This window comes from uncultured Nostoc sp. (assembly GCF_964245575.1).
Lineage (GTDB): Bacteria > Cyanobacteriota > Cyanobacteriia > Cyanobacteriales > Nostocaceae > Nostoc.
Genome location: NZ_CAXTNP010000006.1, coordinates 54,451 through 70,869, shown reverse-complemented (window position 1 = coordinate 70,869; position 16,419 = coordinate 54,451). Strand labels below are relative to the sequence as shown.

At 37.6% G+C, this 16,419-nt stretch carries 12 protein-coding genes and 3 pseudogenes; 6 read left to right on the top strand and 9 right to left on the bottom strand.

The features are described from left to right. Positions 1-41: 41 nt before the first annotated feature. Positions 42-785 (top strand): annotated as a pseudogene (locus ACFFAP_RS01960) (collagen-like protein); the annotation flags it as partial. A 3-nt stretch (positions 786-788) separates the two neighbouring features. On the opposite strand, the gene ACFFAP_RS01955 reads toward ACFFAP_RS01960, so the two are convergent. Continuing rightward, the gene (locus ACFFAP_RS01955; protein ID WP_375509646.1) at positions 789-1,349 is read right to left on the bottom strand and encodes a nitrate transporter; all 561 of its coding nucleotides are present in this window, start codon (positions 1,347-1,349) and stop codon (positions 789-791) included. Between the two features lie 685 nt (positions 1,350-2,034). Then, positions 2,035-2,442: pseudogene (locus ACFFAP_RS01950) on the bottom strand (PLP-dependent aminotransferase family protein); the annotation flags it as partial. Positions 2,443-2,756: 314 nt separating this feature from the next. Between ACFFAP_RS01950 and ACFFAP_RS01945 the strand changes: the two are divergent. Then, positions 2,757-3,161: a DUF4112 domain-containing protein gene (locus ACFFAP_RS01945; protein WP_375509645.1), complete on the top strand. Its 405-nt coding sequence runs from the start codon at positions 2,757-2,759 to the stop codon at positions 3,159-3,161. Between the two features lie 224 nt (positions 3,162-3,385). Here ACFFAP_RS01945 and ACFFAP_RS01940 read toward each other — a convergent pair whose 3' ends face one another. Continuing rightward, on the bottom strand, positions 3,386-4,525 hold the full coding sequence (locus ACFFAP_RS01940; protein ID WP_375509644.1) for a hypothetical protein: 1,140 nt from the start codon (positions 4,523-4,525) through the stop codon (positions 3,386-3,388). A 54-nt stretch (positions 4,526-4,579) separates the two neighbouring features. Here ACFFAP_RS01940 and ACFFAP_RS01935 point away from each other — a divergent pair, with 54 nt between their 5' ends. Further along, a complete protein-coding gene (locus ACFFAP_RS01935; RefSeq protein ID WP_375509643.1) occupies positions 4,580-4,837 on the top strand; it encodes a hypothetical protein in 258 nt (85 codons plus the stop codon). A gap of 185 nt (positions 4,838-5,022) precedes the next feature. Here ACFFAP_RS01935 and ACFFAP_RS01930 read toward each other — a convergent pair whose 3' ends face one another. Continuing rightward, positions 5,023-5,598 carry a TIGR04376 family protein gene (locus tag ACFFAP_RS01930; RefSeq protein WP_375509642.1) on the bottom strand — a complete coding sequence of 192 codons (576 nt, stop codon included), beginning with the start codon at positions 5,596-5,598 and terminating at the stop codon, positions 5,023-5,025. 147 nt (positions 5,599-5,745) lie between these two features. Between ACFFAP_RS01930 and ACFFAP_RS01925 the strand changes: the two genes are divergently transcribed. Beyond that, entirely contained in the window at positions 5,746-7,281 is a 1,536-nt protein-coding gene (locus tag ACFFAP_RS01925; RefSeq protein WP_375509641.1) for a DUF3131 domain-containing protein, read from the top strand. A 133-nt stretch (positions 7,282-7,414) separates the two neighbouring features. Here ACFFAP_RS01925 and ACFFAP_RS01920 read toward each other — a convergent pair whose 3' ends face one another. The 3 genes from ACFFAP_RS01920 to ACFFAP_RS01910 all read right to left on the bottom strand — a co-directional run bounded on the left by ACFFAP_RS01920 (position 7,415) and on the right by ACFFAP_RS01910 (position 14,519). Continuing rightward, on the bottom strand, positions 7,415-7,957 hold the full coding sequence (locus ACFFAP_RS01920; protein WP_375509640.1) for a Uma2 family endonuclease: 543 nt from the start codon (positions 7,955-7,957) through the stop codon (positions 7,415-7,417). 309 nt (positions 7,958-8,266) lie between these two features. Beyond that, a complete protein-coding gene (locus ACFFAP_RS01915) occupies positions 8,267-10,570 on the bottom strand; it encodes a hypothetical protein (RefSeq protein WP_375509639.1) in 2,304 nt (767 codons plus the stop codon). A gap of 1 nt (position 10,571) precedes the next feature. Continuing rightward, positions 10,572-14,519: a hypothetical protein gene (locus ACFFAP_RS01910; protein ID WP_375509638.1), complete on the bottom strand. Its 3,948-nt coding sequence runs from the start codon at positions 14,517-14,519 to the stop codon at positions 10,572-10,574. A gap of 143 nt (positions 14,520-14,662) precedes the next feature. Between ACFFAP_RS01910 and ACFFAP_RS01905 the strand changes: the two genes are divergently transcribed. After that, on the top strand, positions 14,663-14,977 hold the full coding sequence (locus tag ACFFAP_RS01905; protein ID WP_375509637.1) for a DUF3131 domain-containing protein: 315 nt from the start codon (positions 14,663-14,665) through the stop codon (positions 14,975-14,977). Continuing rightward, positions 14,967-15,080 (top strand): DUF3131 domain-containing protein, encoded by a 114-nt coding sequence (locus ACFFAP_RS01900; RefSeq protein ID WP_375509636.1) that lies wholly within the window; start codon positions 14,967-14,969, stop codon positions 15,078-15,080. The genes ACFFAP_RS01905 and ACFFAP_RS01900 overlap by 11 nt, the downstream gene beginning before the upstream one ends. 287 nt (positions 15,081-15,367) lie before the next feature. On the opposite strand, the gene ACFFAP_RS01895 is transcribed toward ACFFAP_RS01900, so the two are convergent. Together ACFFAP_RS01895 and ACFFAP_RS01890 are read right to left on the bottom strand one after the other, a co-directional pair. Then, on the bottom strand, positions 15,368-15,580 hold the full coding sequence (locus ACFFAP_RS01895; RefSeq protein WP_375509635.1) for a CopG family transcriptional regulator: 213 nt from the start codon (positions 15,578-15,580) through the stop codon (positions 15,368-15,370). 50 nt (positions 15,581-15,630) lie between these two features. Continuing rightward, a pseudogene (locus tag ACFFAP_RS01890) lies at positions 15,631-16,157 on the bottom strand (response regulator transcription factor); the annotation flags it as partial. Positions 16,158-16,419 lie beyond the last annotated feature (262 nt).

Genomic DNA, 16,419 nt, shown 5'->3' with positions numbered 1-16,419 from the left:
GTGCTACCTGCAACGGTACAGGTACAATCCGCATAAATTAATTGTCTAGAGTGAATAGCAAGGAAGCTTTGGCAGCTGATACTCCGACTGTGAAGCTAGCAATTTCGGAACTGACAAACAAACAGTTCAACCTCTCAAAAAATAAATGGAATCAACGCATGGGGGCAACTTCTCTACTTGCGCCTGGTTCTGCGATCGCTGATAATTACCTTGAGTTTGAACAGCGTCTAGAAGAGGCTTTTCAAATAGTTTGGCAAGAAACACAACCCATCACCAGCTTTGGCAATCAAGCTGTAACACTAAATTTAACTGACAGCAAACAAGTAGAAGTTACTTTTGCTGAAGATTTATGGGTTGAGGGTAGCACCCAAAGAGAGGCTAACTTGACAACATTTACCGTTAACCATGCCATTCCTAAAAAAGATGTTACCCGTTTAGCTGTGGCAGAGTTTGCCGATGCAGGACAAAACCTCAACTTAAAAATAGTTGATTTGGCAGCAAAGTCTGATACTATTAATACTCAGTTTCGCGTGAAATTCCGCGCCCAGGATAGCTTACACGGTTTTTCTGGGTACAAAACTGAATATGAAGGGGATATTCCTAACGAACTTGTGACTCGTGACTACAACCGTTTTACTCTAGCTTTGGGCAAGCTCAAAATTCCTGACGAAGCTTTACGCCCTGGTGTCAACGTTGATATTGAAGTCGTAGCAACTCGTTCTTTGGGAATACGTTCTGCGAAGCAAACTATTAGCTGGCAGGGTGCAATCCGCAAGCCTAGATAAAATTTAGGAAGATTTTTTTCCATCAGAAACCATTTGCGAGAGAATATAAGCTGCGAAATCTAGTAATTGGTCTAGCAAAAAGCCAATGATACCAATGTAGAGGATCACTTGGATTATGTAATCGGTATTGCCAGCTTTATAAGCATCCCAAAGGGTAAAGCCAAGTCCTTTTGGGCCGATTAACATTTCTGTAGCAATAACTATAAACCAGGCTACCCAAATGCTAACTTTCAAGGCATGAAATAGATGAAATATAGCTACCCGAAAGTTCTTGTTCTGTCTATGAAAATGCCGCATCCCTATTGCCGTATTAATAATCATCGTCCAGAGGGTTCCCAAAAAAACTACTATAATAGCAGCTGATTCACTCTCTTGAAATACTATTAGGGCAATAGGTAGCAAAGCTATAGGAGGGATACTATGTGGTATCTGAAATATCAGCCTAAATAGCTGATAAATCATGCTATTAATGCCTATAGAATATCCGATAAAACTACCCAAAACTGCGGCTGGTATGTAACCGACAAATAACCGTTGTAGGCTAGCTAAAATGTCTAAAAACATATTATTCTCTCTGCCTCAGTTCTCATGGAAAACATTTGGAAAATACTGTGGCAATAACGCAAAATAGCGAATTGAAAAATGTATTAAATTACACGTTATCTTTGAATACCCCAAGATTTTTGATATTTTCTCCTCTTTGATGGCTAATCAAAAACTTAGGTATTCTTACGATGTGGTAGTAGTAATACAAAGAAAAGGTAAAACTTGGCTTTACTAAACCTTATCAGAAAAATCAATCCTGATTAGTAAATTAAATACAATTTCCAAAATTTACTTGCTTGATAATTGTACTAATACCAATTATTTGTGAAGCTGCACAAAATCAAGCTTGGTCAGATTTGGGACTTGAGCAAATTGTTCGGGAGCAATCTCATAGGTAATCGGTATAAATAAGAATATATAGCAATCCGATTTGATTCCTGAATTCCTTGTAGAGACTGGGAACTCAATACTTGGGACTCAATACTAGGAAGAAGGAATAAAGGTGTACTGAGTTTTTTTCACGCAATCAAATATGAGTCCTATATAAAACTTTTAATATTAAATAAATAATAAAATTTGTTATTAGCAATACAAAATATTTGTAAAAAAGTAAGTATCAGAGGTAATTTATCAAGCAAAAATAAAAACACTTTAGGGTAGCCAGTGCGCTGCTCGGATTCTAAACTGTTTTAGTGACATTAGCTTAAGCACCCAAAATTACCTGAGCTAATCGGCGTACTCCTTCCTGAATTTGCTGCTCATTTAATTCAGCGTAACCCAAAATAAATTCACTACCAGGGCTATTATTTAAGTAGTAGGGATGGGCTGCGCTAATACCTAATCCAAGCTGTGCAGCATCCTGGACTATTACTTCATCACTCATATATGTATCTATTTTGACCATCAGATGCATTCCAGCGTTATCCCCCAAAATCTGGACTCTATCGCCGAACTTGCAAATTAAAGACTGCACCAAAATTTGCCGCCTTTGATTGTAAAGCGATCGCATTTGTCGGATATGACGTTCTAGATGTCCTTCGCCAATAAAATCTGTAAGGGCGTGCTGTTCTAATAAACTACACTGACGATCTGTTAACCATTTAGCACGGGTGGGCCTAATGATGATGTCTCTGATTATGAACTACCAGTATGGGCTGGGGAAATTCCTTTGCAATTGAATGTGGCAAAACCCATTCCCGATTCAGGCTTGCATCCCCAAATTAACGTACCTTCATATATCAGCAACTATATTAGACCAAAAGCCACGCGGTAGCCTCAAACAACACAAAGAAAGAAAAGCATTCCCTTGTCTCCCCTGCTCCCCCAATTCATCCCAATGTTCTGCAACGCCCTTTTTCTTTCTGACGGTACAGGACAGAGAACTAAAAATGGTGCAACCTAAGAGTAGTGTAAATATCAGAAATTATGGACGCTGCTAAACGCCTTGCTACTCTCAACCGCATCCGCAAACTCAGCCGTCTGATGGATACATCTATACGCATCCCTCTAACAGGTTTTCGCATTGGAATAGACCCAATTATCGGTTTGGTTCCAGGTGCTGGTGATTTAATCAGTACAGCGTTTTCAGCTTACATCATATTTTTAGCTACCCGTTTTGGCATCCCACGTCAAGATTTAGCCAAAATGATTTTTAATGTTGGTTTGGAAGCAGTCGTTGGTACTGTGCCTTTAGTAGGTGATTTATTTGATGCTTTCTATAAGTCTAATATTCGCAATTTGGCAATTTTGGAGCAACATTTGACAGTAGTTGAACCAGAACTCAAAGAAGTGTCTGATGAACTTTACTCTGGTAAGTTCAGCCAAGTTTAAGTTGGTCGTCATAGTATCACTAATCTTTTCACTAACTAAAACGGCATAAATAATTAAAGGTTTGTAGTAAGGACTTGAGTCCTAAAAGAATGACTCAAGTCCTTACTACAAACTCGATTACAATAATTTTACATTACTTAACATAGTTCAATTTATTCGCACCGACTTACTTACCTCCTGCCTCCTTTAATCTTTGGAAGTCCCTAGACAAACAAATTTGAGTTTTATTTGATAACGCCTTTAACTAGCCAAGTTTGATACCCTGTTGCAAGAGTTCTATTTATCAACAATTTTTGAACTATACCAATTAAACTACCAATAAGAGGAGTAGGCACAGTTAGGAGATATCGGCGGAAAGTTTTGACATCGAAGGGCCAAACTGGCAACTCATCAGTCATAGTGTACAAGGCACGTAGCTGCTGAATTTTTTCAGATTTTTTATTGAAAGCTTCTGTCTCTTCAGCCAGACTAGTATAAATCCCTGAATACTGTGTTCGGAACTGTCGAGCGATTTTATGTAAAGACTCTTCTTTAGCTCTTTTCATACCGCTATGTGCTGCCAGCAATGGCCCAAAAAAACATTCCATTAATAGAAAAATATATAGTGGAATTACCAGATGAACAAACCAGAATTCTTTTTCGATACCTTGTGTAATCACCTGATACTCAATCACGCCAATCAAGATACCTAATACACCAACTAGATAGGCAGTTTGAAGTGAATAATCACTTAGACATCGAAGACCGCCACAGCGATCGGGATGAAGAGGATTAATATCGAGATTCTTCTTTCCGAAGATCCGGTAGAAAATCCAAATATTTGTAATCAGATTGAGGACAAGCATACTACCCATATATACGACTGCAAATGTGGCAATCGTAATAGTCAAAGTTGCTAGAAGACTAGAGCTAGTCCAACTATTTTCTAATCTTGGTCGAGTTATAAAAACAATAGTGCTGAAAAAGATAGCGCTGGCAAGTGCTGAAAGCTTGCGCCATTTTTTTGAATAGAGGTTAATAACAAATTGATCAATCTCTGATTGGTCAGTTTCTAATACGTCAGATGTTTCAAGCTCTTGAATTACTTTATCGATTGCTTGAAAACTCCACAAGTAATATCCCAATGTTACTGGATTGATGAAAAGTCCTAGTAACCAGGGAATCCAGTCTCGAAGCAACCCCATCTGCTCTTGCTTAGACCACAGCGTATCAGTTATCCATGCAGTAAACAGATAAACTACAGTAGCGGTAACTGCTGCCAACAGTCCAAAAGTTAGAGGAGAAAGACGAAATTTTTCAATTACTAGATAGGCAACAGGATCAAATCGGTGAAGGTTTCGTTTGTGCGAAATATCGTAATTCATTCTTTCTTTAACAATGAGTCAGGTAAATAACACCATACATATTTAGGGGTAACTGTGCCAACTTGGGTAAAATATAGTAATAAATCTGGTGAGCCACAGGTATCCAAGAGAGTTTACCCTGATGTTCTTGGGAATAAGCAAGGATGCATAGGCGCAGCACGTCTTCTCTACGAACGCGAACAGCGTGTCGCAGACAGACGCTTTGCGAACAGCATCGCTCCTCCTAGCTTTTCCTGGCTTGAATTATTTAGGGTGAGGCGATCGCAGCCTGACTTTTCGCTGCAACGGGCTACGCCAACGCCTAAACTTTAGTCAATAAGCATGGCTTAATGCGATTAACTTAGACAATGTTTAGAATAAGATTTTCCGGCGTTGCATAAATGCGGGATGATTTTAGGGATTTTTCTTTGTGTCTTTGCGCCTTTGTGTGAGACATTCATCCCCTTATTCAGCAACGCCGATTTTCCAACTGGCTTCTACCCGTCGTGCCTTTGCGATTATTTCCCTAAATTCCGCTTCATTTGTTCTAACTCATCCTGAGTTTCCCAGCTACGGAACTTCTCTTCTAGGTCATCAAACCCACCAGAATAACTGCTAGTTTTATTCGACCAGCCGCTGGTTTCAAAACGCTGCTGGGTTTGCGCTTTAGCACGGGCTGTCTGTGCTTCTGCTGCTTTAGCTTGCACTTCCTGTCGCCGTTGCTGAATTTTTCGCAGTAGTTCCTGAGATTGGTTAATGCGTTCTTTCAGCCCTTGCATGTGTCCCCAGCGCTGATTTCCTTCGCGCAATAGGGCTGCTTCTCGCTCACCCGCCGCAGCCGCCAAATCCTCTCTACCAGCGTTTTTGGCTTTTTGAATACGGATATGCCAACGCTGAATTTCTTGAGCGGTGGACAGAATTTCTTCTTGCGATCGCTTCTCTTGTAATTGTAAATCTGCGATCAGCTTTAATGTGCCTTCCTCTTGCTCACGCAGCTGTTCTAGCAGCGCCTCTAACTCCAAATGTGGATTGTTACGCAAGAATTCTTCTAAACGGTTTTCTAGAAACCGACTCAAATCATCAAATAATCCCACTGCTAGAACTCCAGAGATCGGGTGCGTGACTATTTTATTGTAGTAGTCAGGTGAACTTCTGAGTGTTAGTTAGATTTCAAAATTGGGAAGAATGTATTTGGTGAAAATACGCAAAACGCTAACCTACAAGATAAGGCTTTAATCAGTATGAGTTCTGATTTTCAACCGCCATCTAAGAGTTTGTCCATACTAGCTGCTGTTGGAGGAGTAGTTACCGGTCTAATAGCGATCGCAATTTTAAATGTTTGGTCTAAGCAAGTTCCCAAGACTTCTATAGAAAAACCTGAAATATCAACATCCCAAACTGCTGCACGGCAACCGCAGAAACCCCAACCCCCTGTTTCTAGTGCTAAAGAAGCTGAAATAGTTGCCAGCCTTGATGCGAAATCCGTAGTTTTGCCAGGTCAACCCATTCCTAAGAACCAACTAACAGTACCAATAATTCCATACATTGCTCCTAGAGTTGGAAAACTGACCCCAGAGGAAACGACAACTGCCCGTCAGGCTTGGTCATACTTCCAGCGCAACTGGAACGATGAAACTGGCTTAGTCAATTCTGTTGATGGCTTTGCCTCTGTAAGTATGTGGGATCAGACAGCAGCGATCGCAGCTTTGGTCAGTGCTAGAGAACTCAATATCGTGCCTGCGGCTGAATTTGATGCCAAAATGAGCAAAATGTTGAAAACACTGGCATCTATGCCTTTATACAAAGGGGAACTACCCAACAAGGTCTACAATGCAAAAACCCTTGTACCCGTTAATTATGGTCAACTAGAAAAACGCGAAGAAATTGGTTGGTCAGCCATAGATTTAGGGCGGATGGCAATCTGGCTGAAAATTGTCGGGGCAAAATATCCAGAGATGCGGCTAGAAACAGAAGCAATTTGGAAACATTGGCAAGTCTTGCGTCTGACCAAAAATGGCCAAATGTACGGTACTGCCGTTATCAAAGACAAAGAACAGTACAACCAAGAAGGCCGCTTGGGCTATGAGAATTATGCTGCATACGGTCTGAAGCTTTGGGGCTTGAATGTTACACAAGCATTGGATTATCAATCCCATACTGCCTTTGTTGATCTTTACGGACAGGGAGTTCCTTACGACCAACGGGATTATAAAAACTCTGGAGCTAATAACTACGTTCTTAGCGAACCCTATATCTTAGATGGCATCGAAACTGGGTTTCAAGCTTTGCCTAAAGCCTATGCCGATCGCATTTTAGCTGCTCAAGTAGCACGTTATGAAGCGACAAAACAATTAACTGCCGTCACCGAAGACAACTTAGATCGCCCCCCATACTTCGTTTACAGCAGCTTGTTTGTCAACGGAGAACCTTGGGCAACCATCGCAGATACCAGAGAAAAACACAACGATTTGCGGTTCCTCAGTGCCAAAGCTGCGATCGGCTGGCATGTGCTTTACAATACTACTTACACCAGCCAGTTATTTGATTTCGTCCAAGCTAACCTTAAATCTAAAGATGGCTGGTACAACGGTTTTTATGAGTCTCTGCGTCAGCCGAATAAAACTCTCACCGCCAACAATAATGGTGTGATTTTAGAAAGCTTGTTGTATAAACAAGTTGGACAACCGCTCACAGTTTGGGCAGGAGTCAGGAGCCAGAAGTCAACCAAAAGGGCTATCAGAACACCGCAAGTTACAGCTAAGATTCTCAGACCATGAAAAAACTGGCGTTGCATAATAGAGGAATAAATTGAGGTCATCTACTGTGCAATGTCCATACCGTGGATCTACGTAAATTCGGAAGAATTGTACCCACATAAGTCTATTCATCCCTCCATTTAACAACGCCATCCTATGGCAAAAGTCTCTGAACGGACACTGAAACATCTGCAAATGCTAATGGTGTAACTGTTCCTTGCGTAAGAGTATATTCTTCAACATACTTGCCATTTTGAGGGTTTCTGAACACAATCATATGTTTAGCAGATAAATTTAAAACCCAATATTCTTGAATCTCAGCCGTCGCATAAATCGCAGCCTTAATCTCCAAGTCCTTGTTTAAGCCTGTGTTGGCAACTTCTACAATCCAGAAGATATCTTTAGGAGCAGGATGGCGATCGTTGTAGGATGATTCTGGAAGTCGAACAATTGCAATATCAGGTTCGGGTTCCGAGTCGGATAGTGTAATAGGCCCATTGAAACGAACATCAGCTTTACCTGATAACAACTCTTCTAAATATTTTGCACCTCGTTTTGCTGTGGTGTAGTGAATTGGGGTTTCTGGACTCATCTCAACAATTTCGCCTGCTAGCAGTTCCAGATGACGACCACGCAGAATGCCCGCCTCAACCATGCGATGATAGTCGTCTACAGACCATTTAGCCAGGGTTTTCATAGCAGAATTGCTCACATTCTTGTGATAGACCTAGTTCAATTTTATGGGTTCTTGCTTGAGAAGCACTCTAATCAATATATAGCGTTTCATAAGCAACTGAGGTAGACCCAAATCTTGTTTAACAAGGTTATTAGCTTTAAAAACGTACCTCACCAGGTTAGAAAGCGCTATAAAATATTGGTCATCCGAACTGATCGCCTCAAGATTATTGGCTTAATCTTCATAACCCCAAACAAACTTTACCGTTTTATTCTCAGCAATAAGCAGGCGCAAGTATGCACTGATATTCAATATAAATAAGTCTGTTTATCAATTTTCAATTAACACCTTTGCAACTTTTTGTAATAATGATGATTGACTATTATCACTGATCTTTAAAACATTTTGAGTTAATGTACTAAAATGTAAGGCTGTGATGGGATGCTCGATAAGTTCAGATGTCTGAATTAACGTTTGGGAATATGTCTTCCCAATCAAATGATAAACTCTAAACCCTTTCTTAACAGAACTATCAAGATTTTTACCAGGCGGGACATAATACTGAACAAATATTTCGTTTTGCAAATCCAAACATATCATATTTTGTATTCGCTTAATGGGTTTAACTTCACCGTTATAATACGATACCAAAGGGAACAATCTACTACTATCTTCATATTGAATTTCTCGGTTAATTTTTAGGGTTCCCTTTTCCATGTCTTCAAGAATACCATTGCGTCCAATTAAAGTTGGTGTATACAAGTCATTTGTATAGCAACTAATATATAACTGCTCCGATTTATCTACAAAATATTGTTGCTCGTCAATTAATTTCTCTGACTTGTTTTTTTGCCTTCTTAAAAATGGAAATTCCTTTTCGATCTGTTTCATGTCGCGCATTACATTTTTGATATATATACAACCCTCTTTATATAAGAATTCTACTGCTACCGCTTTCGCTTTCTTTTTTCTAGGGCTACGCACATATATAGTAAAAAATTGTTTTTCAGGTAATGATTGAGGAGTAATGGGCAAGCCAAAGCTAGAATTTACAAGACTTTGCCTCATCCAGTTCTTAATTCCCAATTCAATCAAGACCTTCTGAAATTCAGGTGAAATATTTATCTTGTAATTCTCGCAGAAATTTTTCCATTCTTCGCTATCTTCTTGACCTTTTAAATAGCAGAAAATAGAACCCTCTACGTCCAAAAAGCCCCCATCAGTAAAAGTCTGCGTGTCCAGAAGCAGAGTATCTTTATCAATTTTATAGTTCGTATAATTAAGAACCGACCAAGCAGATTTTACATCTCCAACAGCCCTAAATTCTGATATATTTATACCCTGTATGCTAAAAAACTCTCCTGTATCCAAATAATTAAATCTTCTCTTTAACTGTGAATAGAAATCAACTTTTACTTTATTATCTATTTTTATTGATGCATACCACAGACCATTATTTCTCTGGTAAGCCATTGAACCCGCTTCTTCCTCCAAATCTTTATTGAAAACTAAATAGTTTTTTCCCTTATCAAGATTAATATCTGACCAGGGAACAAGTTCATTAATTCTCCAGCAAGGCTCGTCCTCATCCTCAAGTACTTGTTCATAAGTACTAACGGTTTTTCCAGAATTAAGAAATGTGAGTAAAGATACCGCTTGCTGTTTAAGAAAATTTTTCAGAAATTGTTTGTCAGATTCAGTCAGGTCAACTCCCGTATTGTTAATAATCTCTAATGATTCTACAGATTCTATGTTTTTGATAAAAGGCTTTTCTAAGTAATGGTCAGCCTGAAAATGAAGAGGATTAAAGTTAATACCACACTTGCTTAAAAAAACCTCAAGTTTTGTCATTAGATTTTGATAATGATAAACCTGAGTCTTTTTGAACTTGTCAAAATCTTCCTGATCTTTAGGAAATTGCATAAAATAAATAGAATTTTGGCGACGAGCATCGCGCTTACGTTCAAAGTAGTAGTTTTTCTTGTTATGGACTAACCAATCCTCGTCACTATCTATGTTAGTGTACTTATCTTGTGGTAAGAATCGTCGGCTTTTTCGAGATAAGGTTAATGTTAAAACATCATACTGATTGTATTTGATGAATAAATTCTGTCCCCAGACCAAAAGAGCATCTTTAGATTTGGTTAGATTTTTGGAATGGACTAAGAGTAATTCTTCAAAACCATCCACTGTCTCAACAGATAAACCTTGAGAAAGAAGATAAAACTTAAAAACTAAATTGAAAATTCTTTCTCGATTATTGCTAAATAACCCTTTCCATCCAGAATGGTTTTTATTAGGGGATAAAAAGAACACATGGTTTTTACCATCAACGTAGGAAAGGAAGTACTGAATGTCTGAATATTTAGGTTCTTCTCCATTTACAGAAAGCCGTTTTTGGATCTGACTTTTAATGAATTTATGCCGTTTTTCGTAAAAATCAGCCTGTGAATCCTCATCTTGGGAATACTCATCTTCAGCAACCTGATATTTAGGATCAAAATGCTCAATTCCTTTACCCATCTTAAAGAGATATAGGTAAAGTTTTTCAGCAACATCTTCTGACTTCAGTAATATTTTTAGCTGGTTTGTTCTTGATTTATCTGAGAATGCTTTAGTCATTTTATCTCTCATTTTATTTCTCCTTTTGGAACAAAAAGTCTTTGATTATATTAGATTCAACTGGAATATTGTAGCGATCAAAGTAAATTAAATTTCCCGAAAATAACGTTGGTGAGTATTGGTTATTTTTTTCTTGTTTTGCGTGCAAATTTAGAAGTAACCCTCTCACAGCATTAAACTCTGGATAGTCTGTAACAATAGTATTCAGCTTGTTTTGGGTTTTTTCTAGCGTCTGATTTGAAAGGCGATTCCCCGAAGCTACACTCCATGCTTTAACATCAATACAAAATAGCTTATTGTCTTTGATATAGTACAAATCAAACCGCTCATACAACTTGTGATATTTTTTAAAATTTAGCAATGGCTCAAAACCATAGTTGTCTTTTATAGTTTTCCAGTCTTTACCTTTGAAAACTACATCTTTAATCCAGCGCTCTGCAAAATTTTCGGTTAGTGATGGATATAACATATCGTAAAAGAAATGTGGACGCGGAATATAAGTATTAAAAATTTCCGGTTGTGGAATCAACTCATTGTACAAGCTGTAGATTAAATTACTTGAAGGATCTAGTAAGCCAATTTCATTTCCTTCCAAGTCATAGCCTTGAACATTTGTTTTGAGAGATTCAGGATATAACCGCTTCTGATAAAGATAGATTTTTTCCCCATTGATGCTATCGCTGATAATCTGGAACTTTTTGCCGTCTTCCTTCACAGAAGCTAAATATGGGGTGAATTCAGGTTGTTCTGCGTTGTTATAAAATAATGAGTCAATAAATTCGTCAGGAAATAGCTTTAACTCTCGTAACTTTTGCAGATACCTGTCTGGCTCTTTAAAAACAACTGGATTGCGTAAAGCACTCCACATTTTTGTAATAGTAAAGGCTTTTTTATCTTGGTGAAAATTCTCAATATTATCCAACATTTTCTCTCTAAAAATTTGAAAATTTAGAGAGGTATTAGTCTCATAATATACATGATCGTCATAATCATTAATTGCTCGTTTATTTTCTTCCTCTTGAACACTTAAGTAAACTTTGTGGTTGTTAACGGAAAACTTACGGATTTCATTCGGCTCTTCGCCCTCTAAGTATCTGTAAAAATTCACTAAATTTTTTCTGGTTTCTTCATTAACGAAAATTTTTACCACTTGGTTGGGAAAATCACGTCTTTCAGATCTGCCAATAGCTTGCAAAATTGCTTTGCCTAATAAAATTTGGTGTTGCTGGTCTCGAAATGCTCCAGCTTCCGGTTGGCTCAGGTATTTGTTGAAATCTTTTATTTCAAGATTAGAGTCTCCCAAATTTACAATACTTTTCATTAAGGCAAAATGATAAAGTGTCGTAGATTTTTCAGACTCTTTTGACTTATTAAGTGATGGTTTCATTACTGTGTAGTAACTGTCCATTAACAAAACTAAAGAGTCAAAATCTTTTTCATCGCCGTTGTGATTTTTTATGATGGGGTTCAATCCTTTTGAAGCTGACTGATAAGCCGATATAAAGAATATTTTCTGTCCTTCTTTTTCAACAAGCTCATCCAAATATGTTTTTTTAGTTGTTTGATCAAAGTAAAGTCTAGTGAAAGATGCTTCATATAAAATTATTTTAATACAAATATTACTCTGATATTTTTCATGCTTTAAATTGATATAATATATGTTTGGATGCTCTGATGATTTCTCAAATACAAAGTTTGCATGATGAAGCTTCTCCCAAAAATTCATCAACTTTTTAATCCAGCGTAGGGTTTGAGTAAAAGCAATTGTTTCTTGAATTGAATCCTCTTCACACAGGTAAAATAAGAAACGAATAAAACTTTTTAGCTCTTGTATTTTGTAAATACCAAACCAAGTACTATCATTCTTACAATCATTGATAAAATCTTTTAATATTTTGTTTTCAAATCTTTCTGCCACTTCTTGAGTTTTGTTATTTGGAAAAGATAATAAATTTTCGTTAAAAAAGTTTACTGTAATCTGTCGCTTCGCCTCACGCTGATTTCGTATTTTTTCACAAAGCAAGATTTCTTCTTCAACCATTGCTTTAAATGAACTTTTACCAGATTCATTACGTAAATTATCTTCTAAATAACGCATATCATAACTTGTGCTTAAATCCCCAAAAATTCCCCCCGTTGCTGAGATAAGAAAAATTACATTACTATTATTAGTTAGCATGGAATTTATCTTGAATTCAGGCGAAGTCAATATAACCGTACTCCCAATAGAAACTTCTCTAAGTGTGTGAACAATCAAGTTATTCTTAGGATTTTGATACCGAGAAATTTCTTTGATATTTATGATAGATTTATAGCTTTCATAGACATAGGTACGGTTTAAGTATTTGAGCAGCTGATTTGGCAATGAGCTTTCTTCACTTGCCTTTTGGACTCTAGCTATTTGTTCTGACCAAATATCTAAAGAACGAGATTGAGAATCTTCAGCATCTAAAACATTAGCCAGAAAATCTTTGATGGTTTTGATTTGTAATCGAACAGCTAGAATGGCATAAATCAATTCTGCCACAGAAGTATTATCTGAAACTTTTTCCTCAGTGATGTGAACATGACCGCCGGAAGGTCTGGTTAAAAACAATTTTTTCAGAGGTTCGATGTTGTAGATGTATAGGTTGTTATATGAAAAAATGCTCATCAATTCATCACTGATTTTGTTGTAAAGCTGCTGAGAAATCAACAAACTTCTATTACTCTCGAATTTTGAAAAAACTCTGGATAACATTTCAAAATCTAATACAATGGGATTCTCTTGATCGGAATCATCGAAAATCCCAGCAATTTCTTCCATTGATTTTTCAAGTCTTTTTATAATCGTTACTACCTGTTTCAAAAAATTGATAGAGTTCCCTTCCTCAAAGGTCAGTCGTTGATATACTGGGGCTAGTTTTTGCAATTTTGGGTCAATAACTTTGTTTTGCTCAAAATGTTCTTGAAATTCGTGAAAAACTCCCTTATTCTTCGCAACATAATTCAGGAATTCTCTGTTTTCATTGTTTTGATTAGAAAAAAGAATAGAAAACTCCCTATTGATAGATGACAGTGCATTATTGATTGCCAGTTTTTGAGGGGAGATGATATCAATTTTCTCATCTAGCATAATTTGATAGCCATCTTCCTGCTCATCAAATGCAAGGATAAATTTTCTGGAGTTATTTGTGTGCTGAACAATGTATTTATCAAGATCATTGCTTTTCTTTCCCCATGTTTTGTCTTTATGGATAAAGTATGGAATAGCGGTTTCAAACTTATCATAAGTGAGCATCAAAATACCAGATTTATCTTGCAGGAGGTGGAGGGGAAAAAATATCTCAACTAACTTTAAACATTCATCTGGCCAACTTGAGCGCTCCAATTTACATTTGATTGTAAATTCTAAAAAGTTTTCAAGTAAATTATTCAGTTGGCCTATTGCTTTCGTAGTCTCGGAACTATTAAATTCCTCATTCCCAAAGCCTACAGTTTTGACATACTCAAGGCGGCGTATAACATCTTCTACTGTCTTAAGTTTTTGTTGGCTTTCCTGAACTTTTTCATGAGGGTATACTTTTGGATCGATCTTCCAAAATTTTTTGTTTTTAAGGATTGAAGGTATCCATTTTTTGTATAATTTGATATATTCATCTGTCGTTTTCATTTCTAAAGAATTTAGTTTATAGACGGGAACATCTGGATATTGGCTCCTAACTGAAGTGGGAACACATAAATGTTCTCTTAATGGGGCAACATATATGCTGATTATCTGAGTATTTGGATGCTCTTGAATAGTTTTATATATAGCTTGAAACAATTGATGAGTCTTTCCTGACCCTGTACCATAATTGATGAGTTTGAGTTGAGGACGGTTTTCTCGAAAACTATCTTCAATTGTTGTAAGGTAGGAATTAATAATTTTGGAACGAGCTGATTCTAACTGCTGGCTAAGAGAGTCTTTGTGCTTGTCCATTACGTGCCATCACCTTATCTAAGTGAAATAAATAACACCCTTGAGCTTGGTTGACTGACAAATCTTTAGCCAAGGGCAGTTGAAATCGGTGTTATCAGGGCAAATTCGGTTTGCACCGACTATATATGTAGAACTTTTATTAAATGTCGAAATTATACCAAAACTTGCCCGTTTATTTACTCAATTGGCAAAATACAAATTTCTTCCATATACAGTTCTGGTACTGGGATATGGGTAACTACCTAATGGCATTGAATGCTGGACGCTGGTTGAATCTTACTGACCAAGCAGACTTTGATGCACGCCTTAACAAGTGCTTAACAACTCTCAACAGCCTGAAGTTGTTTGAAGATACTTTACCCAATAAAGTCTATAACGCAGCCAATGCACAGATGGTTGATTATGGCAATAATCCACTGGAGCGGGGTATTGGTTGGTCTGCTTTGGATGTCGGGTGAATTACTTGCTGCGTTTGATGTTAACCGCAGGTGTCATCCTCAATATAATGAGTGGCTTAAAGGAATTGTAGCAAAGTGGCAAGTGGCGCGATCGCTATTTTAATAACCTCTAGAGAATTTCCAACAAATCAATTATTCAATCTGTGGGGTATTATTTATTTCAAAGTCCCTAAATCTTTAAATGAGTATGGTAAGAGGGGGCATTTAACCCCCTCACTTGTCTCGCAATTAAGAGTCACCACCACACCAAAATGGTTGGTGGGAGTACTTTTGCTAACATCTAGATGGGATAGCAAAAACTATACCAAAAGACGATCATCCTTTAGTCCTATCTGTCGGGAAATCATGGGAGCAGATTTCTGAGATTTGGCGGGATATTCGAGTCAATAGTTACTGTGATTTTGACCCACTGCTAACTGTTCTTGTTGAGTCTGCTGTTTCCATCTCAGAGTTTTCAGCATTGTCAACCTCAAGAGTTCGGAGCAATTCTCGAATTACATCTGTTGCTGGCCTTCCTGTCGAAGCACAGTAGCATTGAAGTTTCTTCATTTCCTCGGTTGTGAGATTTACTGTCAGTCGTTTAACAGCCCATTTTTTATTCATGATCCTCTTTTGTCTTTAATATGTTCCTTTTTGCCGAAATCACCAAGTCATTACGATTGCTCCCGCAGTGCATAACCTACACCACGGACTGGATGAATCATACGCTTTTTTTATTGTCTTCCAATTTTAGTCGCAGATAACGAATATAAACTTCAATAATATTAGAATCACCGATGAAGTCGTAACCCCAAACTTTCTCTCTTATTTTGGTTTATAGTAAACACCTGACGCAAAAGTGAGAGGAGATATTCTAATAAGTCAAACTCTTTTACTGTTAACTCAACGCTTCGTTTCCCCCGAAAAACTTCACGGGTGCGGCTATTTAAGCTTAAACCTTCAAATTGCAACAAATCCTCGTCTGTTTCTTGCAGGCGCTGGAGATGGGCGCGAATTCTAACTAGTAGTTCCTCAATGCTGAAGGGCTTAACTACATAATCATCGACTCTTGCATCTAAACCTGCAACGCCCAGACGCAAAGCAGCTTGCCGTAGGCATCGCTCACTTCTGTCAATAAAATCACTGGTAATGTACTGCGTCTTGCTCGTAAACGGCGACAAATTTCAAACCCGTTAGACCCAAGGTTGAGGTTCAGCTTATATTCTGAATTTCTAGTTCAACAATTCCGTTAGTTAATGCCAAGAATGAATATGATGTATAACAAAGACACGAAGTGGCTGACCGCAGGGTAGGACACAAACAAAGAAAGTAAACAAGCCAAGAAAATTTTGTGCAGTCTCACAAAGAAATGGTATAATCACTTGCATTGTCAGTTACAACTAATTGCCTTTGCCTCAGTTGAGGCAGTTTTTGGATTGCTGTACTTATTTGATTAATTTAAA

Excerpts from the sequence above, each read along its gene's own strand:
- ACFFAP_RS01955 (WP_375509646.1), bottom strand. The coding sequence starts at position 1,349 with ATGTTTTTAGACATTTTAGCTAGCCTACAACGGTTATTTGTCGGTTAC.
- ACFFAP_RS01945 (WP_375509645.1), top strand. The coding sequence starts at position 2,757 with ATGGACGCTGCTAAACGCCTTGCTACTCTCAACCGCATCCGCAAACTC.
- ACFFAP_RS01940 (WP_375509644.1), bottom strand. The coding sequence starts at position 4,525 with ATGAATTACGATATTTCGCACAAACGAAACCTTCACCGATTTGATCCT.
- ACFFAP_RS01925 (WP_375509641.1), top strand. The coding sequence starts at position 5,746 with ATGAGTTCTGATTTTCAACCGCCATCTAAGAGTTTGTCCATACTAGCT.
- ACFFAP_RS01920 (WP_375509640.1), bottom strand. The coding sequence starts at position 7,957 with ATGAAAACCCTGGCTAAATGGTCTGTAGACGACTATCATCGCATGGTT.
- ACFFAP_RS01915 (WP_375509639.1), bottom strand. The coding sequence starts at position 10,570 with ATGAGAGATAAAATGACTAAAGCATTCTCAGATAAATCAAGAACAAAC.
- ACFFAP_RS01910 (WP_375509638.1), bottom strand. The coding sequence starts at position 14,519 with ATGGACAAGCACAAAGACTCTCTTAGCCAGCAGTTAGAATCAGCTCGT.
- ACFFAP_RS01905 (WP_375509637.1), top strand. The coding sequence starts at position 14,663 with ATGTCGAAATTATACCAAAACTTGCCCGTTTATTTACTCAATTGGCAA.
- ACFFAP_RS01900 (WP_375509636.1), top strand. The coding sequence starts at position 14,967 with ATGTCGGGTGAATTACTTGCTGCGTTTGATGTTAACCGCAGGTGTCAT.
- ACFFAP_RS01895 (WP_375509635.1), bottom strand. The coding sequence starts at position 15,580 with ATGAATAAAAAATGGGCTGTTAAACGACTGACAGTAAATCTCACAACC.